This is a genomic window from Ruegeria sp. HKCCA5763, assembly GCF_013034545.1.
In the GTDB taxonomy this organism is placed as follows: Bacteria; Pseudomonadota; Alphaproteobacteria; order Rhodobacterales; family Rhodobacteraceae; genus Ruegeria.
In genome coordinates, this window is record NZ_WQGF01000001.1 from 333,784 (window position 1) to 348,182 (window position 14,399).

Sequence of the window (14,399 nt, forward strand, 5' to 3'; positions counted from 1 at the left end):
GGAATGTATGAAGGCCCCTAAAACTCTTGTTGTTGTGCTGGCTTTGGCAAGTGTGTCTGCCTGCGGTCTGATCAGACCGTCAGAGGACCGTATTCTGTTCGATGGCAAGGCGTTTCGGACCAAAGCCAAAGCGGTCGACAAAAAGAATTCACCTGCTGAGTTTACTGTTGTCGTCAAAGGTGTATCGGCGTCATTGGACGGTGCGCGCGAAGCTGGACGGCACGAGGGCACAAAGTTCTGCGTCCAGAATTTCGGATCGTCGCGGATCAATTGGAAAGTGGGGCCAGACACAGAACCGCAGCAGCTTACCATTGCCGACGACCAACTCACATTTGCAGGAACTTGCCAACGGCCATGATGACCGGTGTTTTTGCATATCGTGACGTGTCGCGCATGGCGTTATTACCTAGCAGACGCACATACCTTCGTCTTGGACAGTCCAAGACGAAAGGAAAACCCATGTCATTTGCAAAAACAATCGCTCTGGCCGCTTTGATGGCTTTCCCTGCCGCAGCAGATGCAAAGCCGCCCTTGAGGGAAGTCAAAGAGATCGACAACGAACTCTACTACATCGCCATCGCAAACGAGATTTCGGAATACTGCCCTTCGATCAGCGGGCGGCGACTGAAGGCGATCAGCGTGATGTGGGGGCTGCGGTCCAAGGCAAACGAATTGGGGTATTCGGATACGGAAATCCGGTCTTACGTGGAATCGGATGCGGAAAAAGACCGGATGCGCGCCAAGGGCGAGGCGTATCTGGCCTCAAATGGCGTGACGTATGAAAACCCCACCACATTCTGCACCCTGGGGCAGAAGGAAATCCAAAGAAACAGCGCCATTGGCGTTTATTTGAGGGCGAACTAGACCATGTCTGACCTCCGCAAGATCAATATCGACGGGCAGGAAATCGAAGTCGATGGCGCGATGACCCTGATCCAGGCTTGTGAGCAAGCCGGGGTAGAAGTGCCGCGCTTCTGTTATCACGAACGTTTGTCGATCGCCGGGAACTGCCGGATGTGTCTGGTCGAGGTTGTTGGCGGCCCACCGAAGCCTGCGGCCTCGTGCGCGATGCAGGTTCGGGACCTGCGTCCCGGGCCAGAAGGGCAGCCGCCTGTGGTCAAGACCAACTCGCCTATGGTCAAAAAGGCCCGCGAAGGGGTGATGGAGTTCCTGCTGATCAACCACCCGCTGGATTGCCCGATTTGCGATCAGGGCGGTGAGTGCGACCTGCAGGATCAGGCGATGGCTTATGGCGTCTCGGGTTCACGCTTCAAAGAGGCGAAGCGCGCGGTCGATGATCTGGATCTTGGTCCGCTGGTTGGCACGGCGATGACCCGTTGCATCAGCTGCACCCGCTGCGTGCGTTTCACGACCGAGGTCGCTGGGATCGCTCAGATGGGTCAGACCGGGCGGGGTGAGGATGCCGAGATCACCTCGTACTTGAATCAGACTCTGGATTCGAACCTGCAGGGCAATATCATCGATCTGTGCCCGGTCGGGGCGCTGACGTCGAAACCCTACGCCTTTACTGCCCGCCCATGGGAGTTGACCAAGACAGAAAGCATCGACGTTATGGATGCCCTTGGATCGAACATCCGCGTAGATACTAAAGGGCGCGAAGTGATGCGCTTTTTGCCACGCAACCATGATGGCGTGAATGAAGAGTGGATCAGCGACAAGACCCGCTTCGTCTGGGATGGCTTGCGCCGCCAGCGATTGGATCGGCCGTATATCCGAGAGAACGGCAAGTTGCGCCCGGCTACATGGCCCGAGGCGCTGACCAAAGCTGCTGAGGCACTGAAAGGGGCTGAAAAGCTTGCGGGGATCGTAGGTGATCTGACCTCGGTCGAAGCAACCTTTGCCCTGAAGCAGATGATCGAAGGGCAGGGCGGTGTTGTCGAATGCCGCACCGATGGGGCCAAGTTGCCTGCGGGCAATCGGGGTGCCTATGCCGGCACTGCTGCAATCGAAGATATCGATACGGCGGAACGTATTCTGTTGATCGGTACCAACCCGCGTGATGAAGCCCCTGTTCTGAACGCGCGAATCCGCAAAGCCTGGACGCACGGGGCCGAGGTGGCTCTGGTCGGTCCGGCAGTCGATCTGACCTATGACTATCATCACATGGGCGATGATCGTGCGGCCTTGCAGAAGGTCGTCGACATGGGGGGCAATGAGGCCATCAAAGGTAAGCCTTCGCTGGTCATCGTAGGGCAAGGCGCGTTGCAAGAGGCAGATGGCGAGGCCGTTCTGGCGGCGGCGCAAATCATTGCAACCAATACAGAAAGCGGGTTGATCGTACTGCATACGGCGGCCTCACGCGTGGGCGCGATGGATGTAGATGCAACCAACGAAGGTGGCATGGATCCAATCAGCGCAGCGGACGTAATCTATAACCTCGGCGCGGATGAGGTCGAGATCGGTGAAGGTGCGTTTGTCATATATCAAGGCAGCCATGGGGACCGGGGTGCGCACCGCGCCGATGTGATCCTGCCGGGCGCGGCTTATACCGAGGAAAACGGTCTGTTCGTGAACACCGAAGGTCGCCCGCAACTGGCCATGCGCGCTGGTTTTGCACCGGGCGGCGCCAAAGAAAACTGGGCGATTCTGCGTGCGCTTTCGGCCGAGCTGGGTGCAACACTACCCTTCGACACGCTGGCGCAATTGCGGACCCTGCTGATCGAGGCCGTGCCACATCTGGCGCAGATCGATGAGGTCATCGAAAACGAAGTCCAGCCGCTCGACACAGCGCCGCTGGGTCAGGCCACGTTCCGCAACGCGGTCAAGGATTTCTACCTGACCAACCCGATTGCCCGTGCGTCTCAACTTATGGCCGAGCTTTCGGCACAGGCCCAGGCGCGTCAGGCCGAAAAGATCGCGGCGGAATGAACCAGAACCGTTTCATATCGCTTGCAAAAGCGGCTGCCGGGTGGCAGTTCGCCGCGCTGGATTTGTGTGTGAAACTTAAGATTAAGGGTAGCGCAGAAGCAGCAGATGCTGTTTACACCAACGCGCCGACCCAGTCGCTCTTTGCGCAGGCATCTGGCCTTTGCATCGCGGGCGGAAAACGGAATACCCACGGTGTGAGGACCAATGGCTGAATTCTTTAACACCCCAGGCGGAATAGCCATCATCATTCTAGCGCAAGTGCTTGCCGTTGTAGCGTTCGTGATGATCTCGCTTTTGTTCCTTGTTTACGGCGACCGCAAGATCTGGGCCGCTGTCCAGATGCGCCGAGGTCCGAACGTTGTAGGCGCTTACGGCCTGCTGCAATCGGTGGCCGACGCGCTGAAATACGTGGTGAAAGAGGTTGTCATCCCTGCTGGGGCAGACCGGACCGTCTTTATCCTTGCGCCGCTGACCAGCTTTGTTCTGGCGATGATCGCCTGGGCTGTAATTCCATTCAACGATGGCTGGGTGCTGTCGGATATCAACGTTGCCATTCTCTATGTTTTCGCTGTGTCTTCTTTGGAAGTTTATGGCGTGATTATGGGTGGTTGGGCGTCGAACTCAAAGTACCCGTTCCTTGGCTCGCTGCGCTCTGCCGCGCAGATGATTTCTTACGAAGTCTCTATCGGCCTGATCATCATCGGTGTGATCATCTCGACCGGGTCGATGAACTTTGGCGACATCGTCCGCGCGCAGGACGGCTCGTTTGGATTCTTCAGCTGGTATTGGCTGCCGCACTTCCCGATGGTGTTCCTGTTCTTCATCTCGGCATTGGCAGAAACCAACCGCCCGCCGTTTGACCTGCCCGAGGCGGAATCGGAACTGGTAGCCGGTTATCAGGTCGAATACTCGGCCACGCCATTCCTGCTGTTCATGGCCGGAGAATACATCGCAATCTTCCTGATGTGCGCCCTGACCACGCTGCTGTTCTTTGGCGGCTGGCTGTCGCCGATCCCGGGACTGCCGGATGGTGTGCTGTGGATGGTCGCCAAGATGGCGTTCTTCTTCTTCATCTTCGCGATGGTGAAGGCGATCACGCCTCGATACCGCTATGACCAGCTGATGCGCTTGGGCTGGAAAGTGTTCCTGCCGTTCTCGCTGGCTTGGGTGGTTTTCGTTGCTTTTGCTGCAAAATTCGACTGGTTCTGGGGCGCGTTTGCCCGTTGGAGCGTAGGAGGCTGACATGACGCAAATCGACTACACGCGCGCTGCCAAGTATTTCCTGCTACAGGACTTCTGGGTCGGTATGAAATTGGGGCTGAAGTATTTCTTCGCCCCGAAAGCCACCGTGAACTACCCGCATGAAAAGGGCCCTCTCAGCCCGCGCTTCCGTGGCGAACACGCCCTGCGCCGTTATCCCAACGGTGAAGAACGCTGTATCGCTTGCAAACTGTGCGAAGCGGTTTGTCCGGCGCAGGCCATCACCATCGACGCCGAACCGCGCGAGGACGGCAGCCGCCGCACCACGCGCTATGACATCGACATGACCAAATGCATTTATTGCGGTTTCTGCCAAGAGGCCTGCCCGGTCGATGCCATCGTCGAAGGCCCGAATTTCGAATTCGCCACCGAGACCCGTGAAGAGCTGTTCTACGACAAGGAAAAACTGCTGGATAACGGCGAACGCTGGGAAGCCGAGATCGCCCGCAACTTGGAACTGGACGCACCGTACCGATGAGTGACAGCCCGAAAAATCCGTTCGAGCTGATGATGAAGCAGGCTCAGGACATGGCCAAGGCGATGAACCCGGCGATGGAGAATTTCTCGCCCAAGGGGTTTGAGGCGCTGTGGCCGACCATGCCCAAAGAGGTCATGGAGATGATGTTCGGTAACACCGTCAACAAGGACGGGCTGGATGCCAAAACCCGCCTGCTGCTGACGCTGGCCGGGCTGACCTGTCAGGGCGCGCAAGCGGATAGTGCCGTGCGCCAAACTGTGCGCCACGCGCTGGAAGCGGGTGCCAAGAAACAAGAGATCGTGGAAACGATCGGTCAGATGTCGGTCTTTGCCGGCATCCCGGCCATGACCCGTGCGCTGGATCTGGCGCAAGAGGCCATGGGCGACAACGAGGATGAGGATCAATGACCGTCTTTGCCTTCTATCTGTTTGCCATCAGCGCCATCACCGGCGGACTGTTCACGGTGATCAGCCGCCAGCCAGTGCACTCGGTGCTGTGGCTGATCCTGTCCTTCCTGTCGGCGGCGGGGCTGTTCGTGCTGCTGGGGGCCGAGTTCGTGGCTATGCTGCTGATCATCGTCTATGTTGGCGCGGTTGCGGTTCTTTTCCTGTTCGTGGTGATGATGCTGGACGTTGACTTTGCCGAGCTCAAGGCCGAGATGGCGCGCTATATGCCGCTGGCCTTGCTGATCGGTCTGGTCATCCTGATGCAGTTCGTCATGGCCTTTGGCGCATGGGACAGCGCGCAGGGTGCTGCGGCCAATCTGGCCCAGCCGGTTCCAGCAGACCGCCATAACACCGAGGCGCTCGGCGTCATCCTTTACGATCAATACTTCCTTCTGTTCCAACTGGCGGGCCTGATCCTGCTGGTGGCGATGATCGGTGCTATCGTGCTGACCCTGCGCCACCGTCAGGACATCAAGCGTCAGGACATCGTCGGCCAGATGATGCGCGACCCGGCCAAGGCGATGGAGTTGAAGGACGTGAAACCGGGGCAGGGACTTTGAGACGATGATCGGACTTGAACACTATCTTACGGTCGCGGCGACGCTGTTCGTCATCGGCATCTTCGGTCTCTTCCTGAACCGCAAGAACGTCATCATCCTGCTGATGAGCATCGAACTGATGCTGTTGGCGGTGAATATCAACCTCGTGGCGTTTTCCAGTTTCCTCGGCGATCTGGTTGGGCAGGTGTTTACGCTGTTCGTGCTGACCGTTGCGGCAGCCGAGGCGGCGATTGGTCTGGCCATTCTGGTCTGCTTCTTCCGCAACCGTGGCACCATCGCGGTTGAAGACGTCAATATGATGAAGGGCTAAGAGAACTATGGAAACCACCATCCTCTTTGCCCCGCTCGTGGGCGCGCTGATCTGCGGCTTTGGCTGGAAGTTCATTGGCGAGAAAGCCGCCATGTGGACGTCCACGGGTCTGCTGTTTCTGGCCTGTCTGCTGTCGTGGATCGTTTTCTTCACATTTGATGGGGTGACCCAGCAGATCGAGATCATGCGCTGGATCGAAAGCGGCTCGCTGTCGACAAGCTGGGCTATTCGACTGGACCGTCTGACTGCGATCATGCTGATCGTGGTGACGACCGTTTCGGCGCTCGTGCATCTCTATTCCTTCGGGTACATGGATCATGATCCGCAGTGGCGTGAGGGCGAAAGCTATAAACCGCGTTTCTTTGCGTATTTGTCCTTCTTCACCTTCGCCATGCTGATGCTGGTGACAGCGGACAACCTGGTGCAGATGTTCTTTGGCTGGGAAGGCGTGGGTGTCGCTTCGTACCTGTTGATCGGCTTCTACTATCGCAAATCTTCGGCCAATGCGGCGGCGATGAAAGCGTTCATCGTGAACCGTGTGGGTGACTTCGGATTTGCGCTTGGGATCTTCGCAATCTTCTTCCTGACCGACAGCATCAATTTCTCGGACATCTTTGCATCCGCCCCGGCGCTGGCCGAAGAAAAGCTGCACTTCCTGTGGGGTGAGTGGACTGCGATTGAAGTCATCTGTGTGCTGCTGTTCATCGGCGCCATGGGTAAATCGGCTCAGTTGATCCTGCACACCTGGTTGCCGGACGCGATGGAAGGCCCGACTCCTGTGTCTGCCCTGATCCACGCCGCGACCATGGTGACGGCGGGTGTCTTCCTGGTCTGCCGCATGTCGCCGCTGATGGAGTTTGCTCCGGGCGCAACCGGCTTCATCACGGTACTGGGCGCGTCCACCGCGTTCTTTGCGGCCACCGTGGGTCTGGTGCAAACCGACATCAAGCGCGTGATTGCGTATTCGACCTGTTCTCAGCTTGGATACATGTTCGTGGCTGCAGGCGTGGGCATGTACTCGGCGGCGATGTTCCACCTGTTCACACACGCCTTCTTCAAAGCTTTGTTGTTCCTTGGCGCCGGGTCAGTGATCCATGCGATGCATCACGAGCAGGAGATGACTGAATACGGCGGTCTGCGTAAGAAAATCCCCTATACCTTCTGGGCGATGATGATCGGCACGCTGGCCATCACCGGCGTTGGTATTCCGCTGACCACATTTGGCTTTGCCGGGTTCCTGTCCAAGGACGCCATCATCGAGAGCGCTTATGCGGGCGGCTCGGGCTATGGCTTCTGGTTGCTGGTTGTGGCGGCTGCGTTCACCTCGTTCTACAGCTGGCGTTTGATCTTCCTGACCTTCTACGGTGAGCCGCGTGGCGACGAACATACGCATGATCACGCGCATGAAAGCCCGATGGTCATGCTGGTGCCGCTGGGCGTTCTGTCACTGGGCGCGGTTTTTGCCGGGATGATCTGGTACGGCAACTTCTTTGGCCACGCCGACAAGGTTGGTAAGTTCTACGGCATCCCTGTTGCTGAAGCGTCAGAACACGCAGAGGCCGGCGATCACGGCAAAGCCGAAGAGCATGACGATGCCGCACATTCGGATGACGGTCATGCGGATGATGGTCATGGCGCTGAATCACATGCGGATGAGGGCCTTGCAGACGACGGCCACGGTGACAAAGCTGCTCATGGTGGTGATCACCACTATGCCTTTGTCGGCGAACCGGGCGAGGGCGCGCTGTATATGGCACCGGACAACCACGTGTTGGACGATGCGCACGCCGCTCCGAAATGGGTTAAGGTCTCGCCCTTTGTCGCGATGGTGCTGGGCTTTATCGTGGCCTATTGGTTCTACATCGTGAACACGACGCTGCCCGCGCGGTTGGCCGACAACCAGCGCCCTCTGTACCTGTTCCTCAAGAACAAGTGGTATTTTGACGAGATCTACAACGTGATCTTTGTCAAACCCACCATCGCCCTTGGTCGCTTCCTGTGGAAACGCGGCGATGGAAATACAATTGATGGCTTCCTGAACGGAGTAGCAATGGGCGTTGTTCCCTTCTTTACCCGCCTCGCAGGCAAGGCGCAGACCGGGTACATCTTTACCTATGCCTTCTGGATGGTGCTGGGCATCGCAGCCCTTGTGACCTGGATGTCTATCGGCGGAGGGGCCAACTAATGGACAATATCCTCTCTATCGTTACGTTCATCCCGGCGATTGCAGCAGGTATTCTGGCGCTGTTCCTGCATGGGGATGACGCTGCGGCCCAACGCAATGCCAAGTGGATCGCGCTGTTGGCGACGACCGTGACCTTCCTGGTATCGATTGGCATCTACACCGGCTTTGATCCCTCGAACCCCGGCTTCCAAATGGTGGAAGAGGGTGAGTGGCTGATGGGTCTGAAATACAAGATGGGTGTGGATGGCATCAGCGTTCTGTTCGTGCTGCTAACCACCTTCATCATGCCATTCACCATTCTGGCCAGCTGGAATGTAACCGACCGCGTCAAGGAATACATGGTCGCCTTCCTGCTGCTGGAAACCCTGATGCTGGGCGTGTTCATGGCGCTGGATCTGGTGCTGTTCTACCTGTTCTTCGAGGCTGGCCTGATCCCGATGTTCCTGATCATCGGCATTTGGGGCGGTAAGGACCGTATCTACGCCAGCTTCAAGTTCTTCCTCTACACCTTCCTTGGCTCGGTGCTGATGCTGGTGGCGATGGTTGCAATGTATGCAGATGCGGGCACCACGGATATTGAGGCGCTGATGAGCCACCAATTCTCATCGGAAAGCTTCAGCGTGCTGGGCATCTATGTTGTCGGTGGTATGCAGACGCTTATGTTCCTGGCCTTCTTTGCGTCGTTTGCGGTGAAGATGCCGATGTGGCCGGTGCACACCTGGTTGCCGGATGCGCACGTTCAGGCCCCAACTGCAGGGTCGGTCGTTCTGGCGGCGATCCTGTTGAAAATGGGTGGCTATGGCTTCTTGCGATTCAGCCTGCCGATGTTCCCTGTGGGTTCCGCGGTGATGACCGATCTGGTGCTTTGGATGTCTGCGATTGCGGTTGTTTACACTTCGCTGGTGGCACTGGTGCAAGAGGACATGAAGAAGCTGATCGCTTACTCGTCGGTCGCGCATATGGGCTTTGTGACTATGGGCATCTTTGCGGCAAACCAGCAGGGCATCGACGGCGCGATCTTCCAGATGCTGAGCCACGGGTTTATCTCGGCCGCGTTGTTCCTGTGTGTCGGCGTGATCTACGACCGGATGCATACTCGGGATATCGAGGCTTATGGCGGTCTGGTCATTCGGATGCCTGCCTACGCGCTGGTCTTCATGCTCTTCACCATGGCCAATGTCGGTCTGCCGGGCACATCCGGGTTCATCGGTGAATTCCTGACTCTGATGGGGGCCTTCCAGGTCAACACTTGGGTAACGGCTGTGGCCGCGACCGGTGTGATCTTTTCGGCCGGTTATGCGCTGTGGCTGTACCGTCGCGTGGTCTTTGGCGATCTGATCAAGGAAAGCCTGAAGGCAATGACCGACATGAGCTCACGCGAACGTCTGATCTTTGCCCCACTGATTGTGATGACCATCCTTTTGGGCGTCTACCCGTCGCTGGTAACGGATGTGATCGGGCAATCCACTGCCGCACTGATTTCGAACTATGACACGGCTCTGGCCGCGGCTGAGGCTGCGAACCAGACGGCCGCTTCGCACTAAGGGAGCTTTGGAGACATGATCCAGGCTGATCTGACAATTATCCTGCCGGAAATCATTCTGGCGCTTTATGCGATGGCGGCGCTGCTGGGGGCTGTCTACACGACGAAAGACGGCATGGCACCTCTGCTGGTCTGGACCACGGCCGGTTTGATGGCCCTTCTGGCGATTTGGATTGCCACCCAGGGTGAAGGCACCAATGTGGCGTTCAACGGTATGTTCGTCGATGATGGGTTCGCCCGCTTTGCAAAAGTTGCCATTCTGCTTTCGGCAGGTGCCGTACTGGTCATGAGCCAGGAATACATGGCGCGCCGCGATCTGCTGCGTTTTGAGTATCCGCTGCTGGTCGCACTTGCCGCCGTTGGCATGATGATGATGGTCAGCGCGGGTGATCTGATGTCGCTTTATATGGGGCTCGAGCTGCAATCGCTGTCGCTCTATGTCGTGGCAGCACTGCGTCGCGACAGCGCCAAGTCGACCGAAGCGGGTCTGAAGTATTTCGTGCTGGGTGCGCTCAGCTCGGGCTTGCTGCTTTATGGTGCGTCGCTGGTTTATGGCTTTACCGGAACCACGCTCTTCTCGGGCATCATCACGACCGTTCAGGCCGGAGACGTTTCGATTGGCCTGCTATTTGGTCTGATCTTCCTGATCTCAGGACTCGCCTTCAAAGTCTCGGCCGTGCCGTTCCACATGTGGACACCGGACGTGTACGAAGGCTCTCCAACGCCAATTACAGCCTTTTTTGCGACCGCGCCGAAAGTGGCCGCCATGGCCCTTTTTGCCCGGCTGATGCATGACGCGTTCGGAGGCATTGTGAAAGACTGGCAGCAGGTGATCGTGCTGCTTTCGGTACTGTCGATGTTGCTGGGTGCTGTCGCCGCGATTGGCCAGCGCGACATCAAACGTCTGATGGCATTCTCGTCAATTGCCCACATGGGCTATGCTTTGATCGGTCTTGCTGCAGGTACCGAGTTGGGCATCAAAGCGATGCTAATGTATCTGGCCATATACGTGACCATGAACATCGGAACCTTTGCCTTCATCCTGATGATGGAACGTGACGGAAAACCGATAACCGATATTGATGCCTTGCGCCAGTATTCCAAGCGCGATCCGGGCAAAGCCCTTGCCGTTTTGATCCTGATGTTCTCGCTGGCCGGTGTGCCGCCGATGCTGGGCTTTTTTGCCAAGTTTGGGGTTTGGCAAGCGGGTGTAAGCGCAGGGTTGACCGGCCTTGTGATCGTCTCGGCCATCGCGTCCGTCATTGGTGCGTTCTACTACCTGCGGATCGTGTTCTATATGTATTTCGGGGCTGAAAACGAAGAGCCAATCGAGACCCGATCGACGCCCGTTCTGTGGGTGGCTTTGATGGGATCTGCGGCGTTGATGCTGGTCGGCATCTTCTATCAGTTCGGTGTCGAGGGCGCAGCAGCAGCTGCTGCGGCGACGCTTGTCAACTGAACGTCTTGAACATTCGAAAGGAGGGGCTCGGTCACGTGACCGAGCCTTTTTGATATGAGTAAATGGCCCCAAGGCTACGGTCTGCACGAGGTGCAGGAAGTCGATAGCACCCTGAACGAGGCGGCGCGGATCGCACCCAATGCCCGTGGTCCTGTCTGGATCATGGCGCATCATCAGACAGCAGCCCGCGGGCGGCGTGGACGGGCCTGGGCTAATCCTATGGGCAATCTGGCCGCGACGTTGCTGATGCGTCCGCAAGGCGCGCCGGAACAGGCGGCATTGCGCAGTTTTGTGGCCGCGCTGGCCCTGTTCGATGCCTGTGTCGCCGTAACCGGAAGAACGGCCGGGCTGTCGCTGAAGTGGCCCAATGATGTCCTGCTGAATGGCGGTAAGCTTGCCGGTATCTTGCTGGAAAGCACCGGGCAGGGGCACGGTGTGGCGCATCTGGCGATCGGTATCGGGGTAAACCTGGCCAATGCACCGGATGCGGATGCGGTCGAACCTGGTGCGATGCGGCCTGTTTCACTGCTGTCAGAAACCGGGACGCACGTCTCGCCAGAGGATTTTCTGACCGAGCTTGCAGGCGCCTTTGCCACTTACGAAACCCAATTTACCACTTATGGGTTCGAACCGATCCGTACTGCTTGGTTGGCCCGCGCGGCCCGGTTGGGAGAGGTTATCACCGCACGTACCGGAACGTCAGAGACGGTAGGAACATTCGAAACAGTGGACGCAAGCGGCAACCTTGTCTTAAACACCGCCAAGGGCCGCGTGAGCATTCCCGCGGCAGACGTGTATTTCTGAAAGGGGCGTTAAATGCTTCTGGCCATTGATTGCGGCAACACCAACACCGTTTTCTCGATCTGGGACGGCGAGAAGTTTCTGTGCACCCTGCGCACGTCGACCCACCATGCGCGTACGGCGGATGCATATTTCACATGGTATTCGACGCTGGTGAAACACTATGGCATTGAGGCGGTCATAACGGATGTCATCATCGCCTCGACTGTGCCGCGAGTGGTGTTCAATCTGCGCATTTTTGCGGATCGCTTCTTTGGGTGCCGCCCGCTGGTGGTTGGCAAGCCTGACTGTCTGTTACCTGTGCCCCCTCGTGTGGATGAGGGAACCGTACCCGGGCCTGACCGGCTGGCCAATGCAGTGGGCGCGTTTGACCGGCACGGCGGAAACGTGGTCGTGGTGGATTTTGGCACTGCAACGAACTTTGATGTGGTTGCAGCCGATGGGGCCTATGTCGGGGGAATTATTGCGCCCGGTGTGAACCTGAGCCTTGAAGCTCTGCATCAAGGGGCGGCCGCGCTTCCGCATATCGACATTACCCGACCGGATAAAGTGATCGGGACGAATACGGTTGGATGTATCCAATCTGGCGTGTATTGGGGCTATTCCGGCCTGATCGAAGGCCTGATCGCCCGGATCAAAAACGAATACGGAATGCCAATGAAAGTTGTCGGAACAGGAGGGCTAGCCCCTTTGTTCGATCAGGCCGACGTAGGGTTCGACGCAATCGAAGATGATCTGACGATGCACGGATTGACCGTGATCCATCGCTATAACAAGGAAAATAGCTCCGCATGAGCAGTGAAAGATTGATCTACCTGCCGCTGGGTGGCGCGGGTGAAATTGGCATGAATGCCTATGTGTACGGCTATGGTAAACCGGGACAGGAGCGCCTGATCCTTGTTGATCTGGGCGTCACCTTTCCGGACATGGACACAACGCCCGGTGTTGACCTGATTTATGCAGATATTTCTTGGTTGAAAGAGCGTGCGGATCAGCTGGACGGCGTCTTTATCACTCACGCGCATGAGGACCATGTTGGCGCGGTGGCCCATTGCTATGAAGCCTTGGGCACCCCGATTTATGCCCGCGCGTTCACGGCCAACATTGCACGCCGCAAGATGGAAGAACACGCGCACCCAACCGAGGCAGTAACAACCGTATCCGCTTGGCCCGAACATGTCTCGGTTGGTCCTTTCACGGTTGGGTTCCTGCCTGTTTCGCACTCGATCCCTGAAAGCGCGGCGTTAGTCATCGACACGCCTGCAGGACGAGTGGTGCATTCCGGTGACTTCAAGCTGGACGAGAATCCGGTCGTGGGCGAGGCTTTCGACCCAGACCTTTGGACCGAAGTGGCCAAACCCGGTGTCAAAGCCCTGATCTGCGACAGTACAAACGTGTTCTCGGCCCATCCCGGCCGTTCGGAATCCGAAGTTGGGCCGGAAATCACCAAACTGGTCGAAAACGCCGAAGGCATGGTCGTGGCGACCACGTTTGCCTCAAACGTTGCGCGGGTCAAAACACTGGCCGAAGCGGGTCAGCGGGCAGGGCGGTCGGTTGTTCTGTTGGGCCGCGCAATGCGCCGGATGATCGAGGCCGCAACCGAAACTGGCATCCTGTCGGATTTCCCAAAGGTGATCAGCGCGGAAGAGGCGTTGGATCTTCCACGCCAGAATCTGATGCTGATCGTGACCGGAAGCCAGGGTGAACGCCGTGCCGCCAGCGCTCAACTGGCCCGCGGCAAGTACCGGGGTCTGGAACTGGCCGAGGGCGACCTGTTTCTGTTTTCTTCTAAAACCATTCCGGGCAATGAGCGGGGCGTGATCTTCATCATGAACCAGCTCAGCGAAAAGGGCGTGGATGTCGTCGATGACAGTTCGGGTCTCTATCACGTGTCAGGCCATGCCAACCGGCCTGATCTTGAGAAGGTCCATGCGCTGATCGATCCGCAAGTCGTGATCCCGATGCACGGTGAACACCGTCATCTGCGCGAACACGTCAAACTGGCCGAGAATGGTGGCAGAAGTGGTGTGCTGGCGGTGAATGGCGCCATGCTGGATCTCAGTGGCAATGCCCCGGCTGTTGTCGACTATGTCGAAACCGGGCGCACATATCTGGACGGGTCGGTCAAGGTCGGCGCGTTGGACGGCGTGGTGCGGGATCGTATCCGCATGGCATTGAACGGCCATGTCACGGTCACCGTGGTTTTGGACGAGGAAGACGAACCGCTGGGTGAACCTTGGTGCGATACCATGGGCCTGCCCGAGATCGGAACTTCGCGCGCGGCTTTGGTGGAGGTTCTGGAGGAGGACCTGAATCAATTCCTGATGCGGGCTGCGGCCAAAACCCTGCGCGACGACGACAAACTGGAAGACGAGATGCGCCGGATCGTTCGGCAGACCGCGAAAGCGGAAATCGGTAAGAAGCCCGAAGTGACGGTGGTTGTCAGCCGGATGCGGTGACCCGGTACC

At 57.8% G+C, this 14,399-nt stretch carries 14 protein-coding genes; all 14 read left to right on the forward strand.

Features of this window, described 5'->3' with window-relative positions; genetic code table 11:
* Positions 1–7 precede the first annotated feature (7 nt).
* The 14 genes from GOV89_RS01650 (at position 8) to GOV89_RS01715 (ending at position 14,390) form a co-directional block, all read left to right on the forward strand.
* Entirely contained in the window at positions 8–358 is a 351-nt protein-coding gene (locus GOV89_RS01650; protein ID WP_171175163.1) for a hypothetical protein, read from the forward strand.
* Positions 359–459: 101 nt separating this feature from the next.
* Positions 460–864, forward strand: a complete 405-nt coding sequence (locus GOV89_RS01655) for a DUF5333 domain-containing protein (RefSeq protein ID WP_254440652.1) — start codon at positions 460–462, stop codon at positions 862–864.
* A gap of 3 nt (positions 865–867) precedes the next feature.
* A complete protein-coding gene (gene nuoG / locus GOV89_RS01660; protein WP_171237291.1) occupies positions 868–2,889 on the forward strand; it encodes an NADH-quinone oxidoreductase subunit NuoG in 2,022 nt (673 codons plus the stop codon).
* A 204-nt stretch (positions 2,890–3,093) separates the two neighbouring features.
* Complete coding sequence (gene nuoH, locus GOV89_RS01665; protein ID WP_171175157.1) at positions 3,094–4,131, forward strand: NADH-quinone oxidoreductase subunit NuoH; 1,038 nt, start codon at positions 3,094–3,096, stop codon at positions 4,129–4,131.
* Between the two features lies 1 nt (position 4,132).
* Positions 4,133–4,627, forward strand: a complete 495-nt coding sequence (gene nuoI / locus GOV89_RS01670) for an NADH-quinone oxidoreductase subunit NuoI (protein ID WP_170343788.1) — start codon at positions 4,133–4,135, stop codon at positions 4,625–4,627.
* Positions 4,624–5,034, forward strand: coding sequence for a carboxymuconolactone decarboxylase family protein (locus tag GOV89_RS01675; protein ID WP_171175155.1), 411 nt, complete (start codon positions 4,624–4,626; stop codon positions 5,032–5,034). Before nuoI ends, GOV89_RS01675 begins: the two co-directional genes overlap by 4 nt.
* On the forward strand, positions 5,031–5,633 hold the full coding sequence (locus GOV89_RS01680) for an NADH-quinone oxidoreductase subunit J (protein WP_170615376.1): 603 nt from the start codon (positions 5,031–5,033) through the stop codon (positions 5,631–5,633). The genes GOV89_RS01675 and GOV89_RS01680 overlap by 4 nt, the downstream gene beginning before the upstream one ends.
* A gap of 4 nt (positions 5,634–5,637) precedes the next feature.
* Positions 5,638–5,943 (forward strand): NADH-quinone oxidoreductase subunit NuoK, encoded by a 306-nt coding sequence (gene nuoK / locus GOV89_RS01685; RefSeq protein ID WP_005984024.1) that lies wholly within the window; start codon positions 5,638–5,640, stop codon positions 5,941–5,943.
* 7 nt (positions 5,944–5,950) lie between these two features.
* Entirely contained in the window at positions 5,951–8,128 is a 2,178-nt protein-coding gene (nuoL, locus tag GOV89_RS01690; RefSeq protein ID WP_171237292.1) for an NADH-quinone oxidoreductase subunit L, read from the forward strand.
* The gene (locus tag GOV89_RS01695; RefSeq protein WP_171237293.1) at positions 8,128–9,672 is read left to right on the forward strand and encodes an NADH-quinone oxidoreductase subunit M; all 1,545 of its coding nucleotides are present in this window, start codon (positions 8,128–8,130) and stop codon (positions 9,670–9,672) included. The genes nuoL and GOV89_RS01695 overlap by 1 nt, the downstream gene beginning before the upstream one ends.
* Positions 9,673–9,687: 15 nt before the next feature.
* The gene (gene nuoN, locus GOV89_RS01700) at positions 9,688–11,130 is read left to right on the forward strand and encodes an NADH-quinone oxidoreductase subunit NuoN (protein ID WP_171237294.1); all 1,443 of its coding nucleotides are present in this window, start codon (positions 9,688–9,690) and stop codon (positions 11,128–11,130) included.
* 54 nt (positions 11,131–11,184) lie between these two features.
* Positions 11,185–11,934: a biotin--[acetyl-CoA-carboxylase] ligase gene (locus tag GOV89_RS01705; protein ID WP_171175147.1), complete on the forward strand. Its 750-nt coding sequence runs from the start codon at positions 11,185–11,187 to the stop codon at positions 11,932–11,934.
* A gap of 12 nt (positions 11,935–11,946) precedes the next feature.
* Entirely contained in the window at positions 11,947–12,726 is a 780-nt protein-coding gene (locus GOV89_RS01710) for a type III pantothenate kinase (protein ID WP_171237295.1), read from the forward strand.
* Positions 12,723–14,390, forward strand: coding sequence for a ribonuclease J (locus tag GOV89_RS01715; protein ID WP_171237296.1), 1,668 nt, complete (start codon positions 12,723–12,725; stop codon positions 14,388–14,390). The genes GOV89_RS01710 and GOV89_RS01715 overlap by 4 nt, the downstream gene beginning before the upstream one ends.
* Positions 14,391–14,399 lie beyond the last annotated feature (9 nt).

What these genes read in the sequence shown, in the direction of transcription:
- GOV89_RS01650 (WP_171175163.1), top strand. Translation starts at nt 8, where the DNA reads ATGAAGGCCCCTAAAACTCTTGTTGTTGTGCTGGCTTTGGCAAGTGTG.
- GOV89_RS01655 (WP_254440652.1), top strand. Translation starts at nt 460, where the DNA reads ATGTCATTTGCAAAAACAATCGCTCTGGCCGCTTTGATGGCTTTCCCT.
- nuoG (WP_171237291.1), top strand. Translation starts at nt 868, where the DNA reads ATGTCTGACCTCCGCAAGATCAATATCGACGGGCAGGAAATCGAAGTC.
- nuoH (WP_171175157.1), top strand. Translation starts at nt 3,094, where the DNA reads ATGGCTGAATTCTTTAACACCCCAGGCGGAATAGCCATCATCATTCTA.
- nuoI (WP_170343788.1), top strand. Translation starts at nt 4,133, where the DNA reads ATGACGCAAATCGACTACACGCGCGCTGCCAAGTATTTCCTGCTACAG.
- GOV89_RS01675 (WP_171175155.1), top strand. Translation starts at nt 4,624, where the DNA reads ATGAGTGACAGCCCGAAAAATCCGTTCGAGCTGATGATGAAGCAGGCT.
- GOV89_RS01680 (WP_170615376.1), top strand. Translation starts at nt 5,031, where the DNA reads ATGACCGTCTTTGCCTTCTATCTGTTTGCCATCAGCGCCATCACCGGC.
- nuoK (WP_005984024.1), top strand. Translation starts at nt 5,638, where the DNA reads ATGATCGGACTTGAACACTATCTTACGGTCGCGGCGACGCTGTTCGTC.
- nuoL (WP_171237292.1), top strand. Translation starts at nt 5,951, where the DNA reads ATGGAAACCACCATCCTCTTTGCCCCGCTCGTGGGCGCGCTGATCTGC.
- GOV89_RS01695 (WP_171237293.1), top strand. Translation starts at nt 8,128, where the DNA reads ATGGACAATATCCTCTCTATCGTTACGTTCATCCCGGCGATTGCAGCA.
- nuoN (WP_171237294.1), top strand. Translation starts at nt 9,688, where the DNA reads ATGATCCAGGCTGATCTGACAATTATCCTGCCGGAAATCATTCTGGCG.
- GOV89_RS01705 (WP_171175147.1), top strand. Translation starts at nt 11,185, where the DNA reads ATGAGTAAATGGCCCCAAGGCTACGGTCTGCACGAGGTGCAGGAAGTC.
- GOV89_RS01710 (WP_171237295.1), top strand. Translation starts at nt 11,947, where the DNA reads ATGCTTCTGGCCATTGATTGCGGCAACACCAACACCGTTTTCTCGATC.
- GOV89_RS01715 (WP_171237296.1), top strand. Translation starts at nt 12,723, where the DNA reads ATGAGCAGTGAAAGATTGATCTACCTGCCGCTGGGTGGCGCGGGTGAA.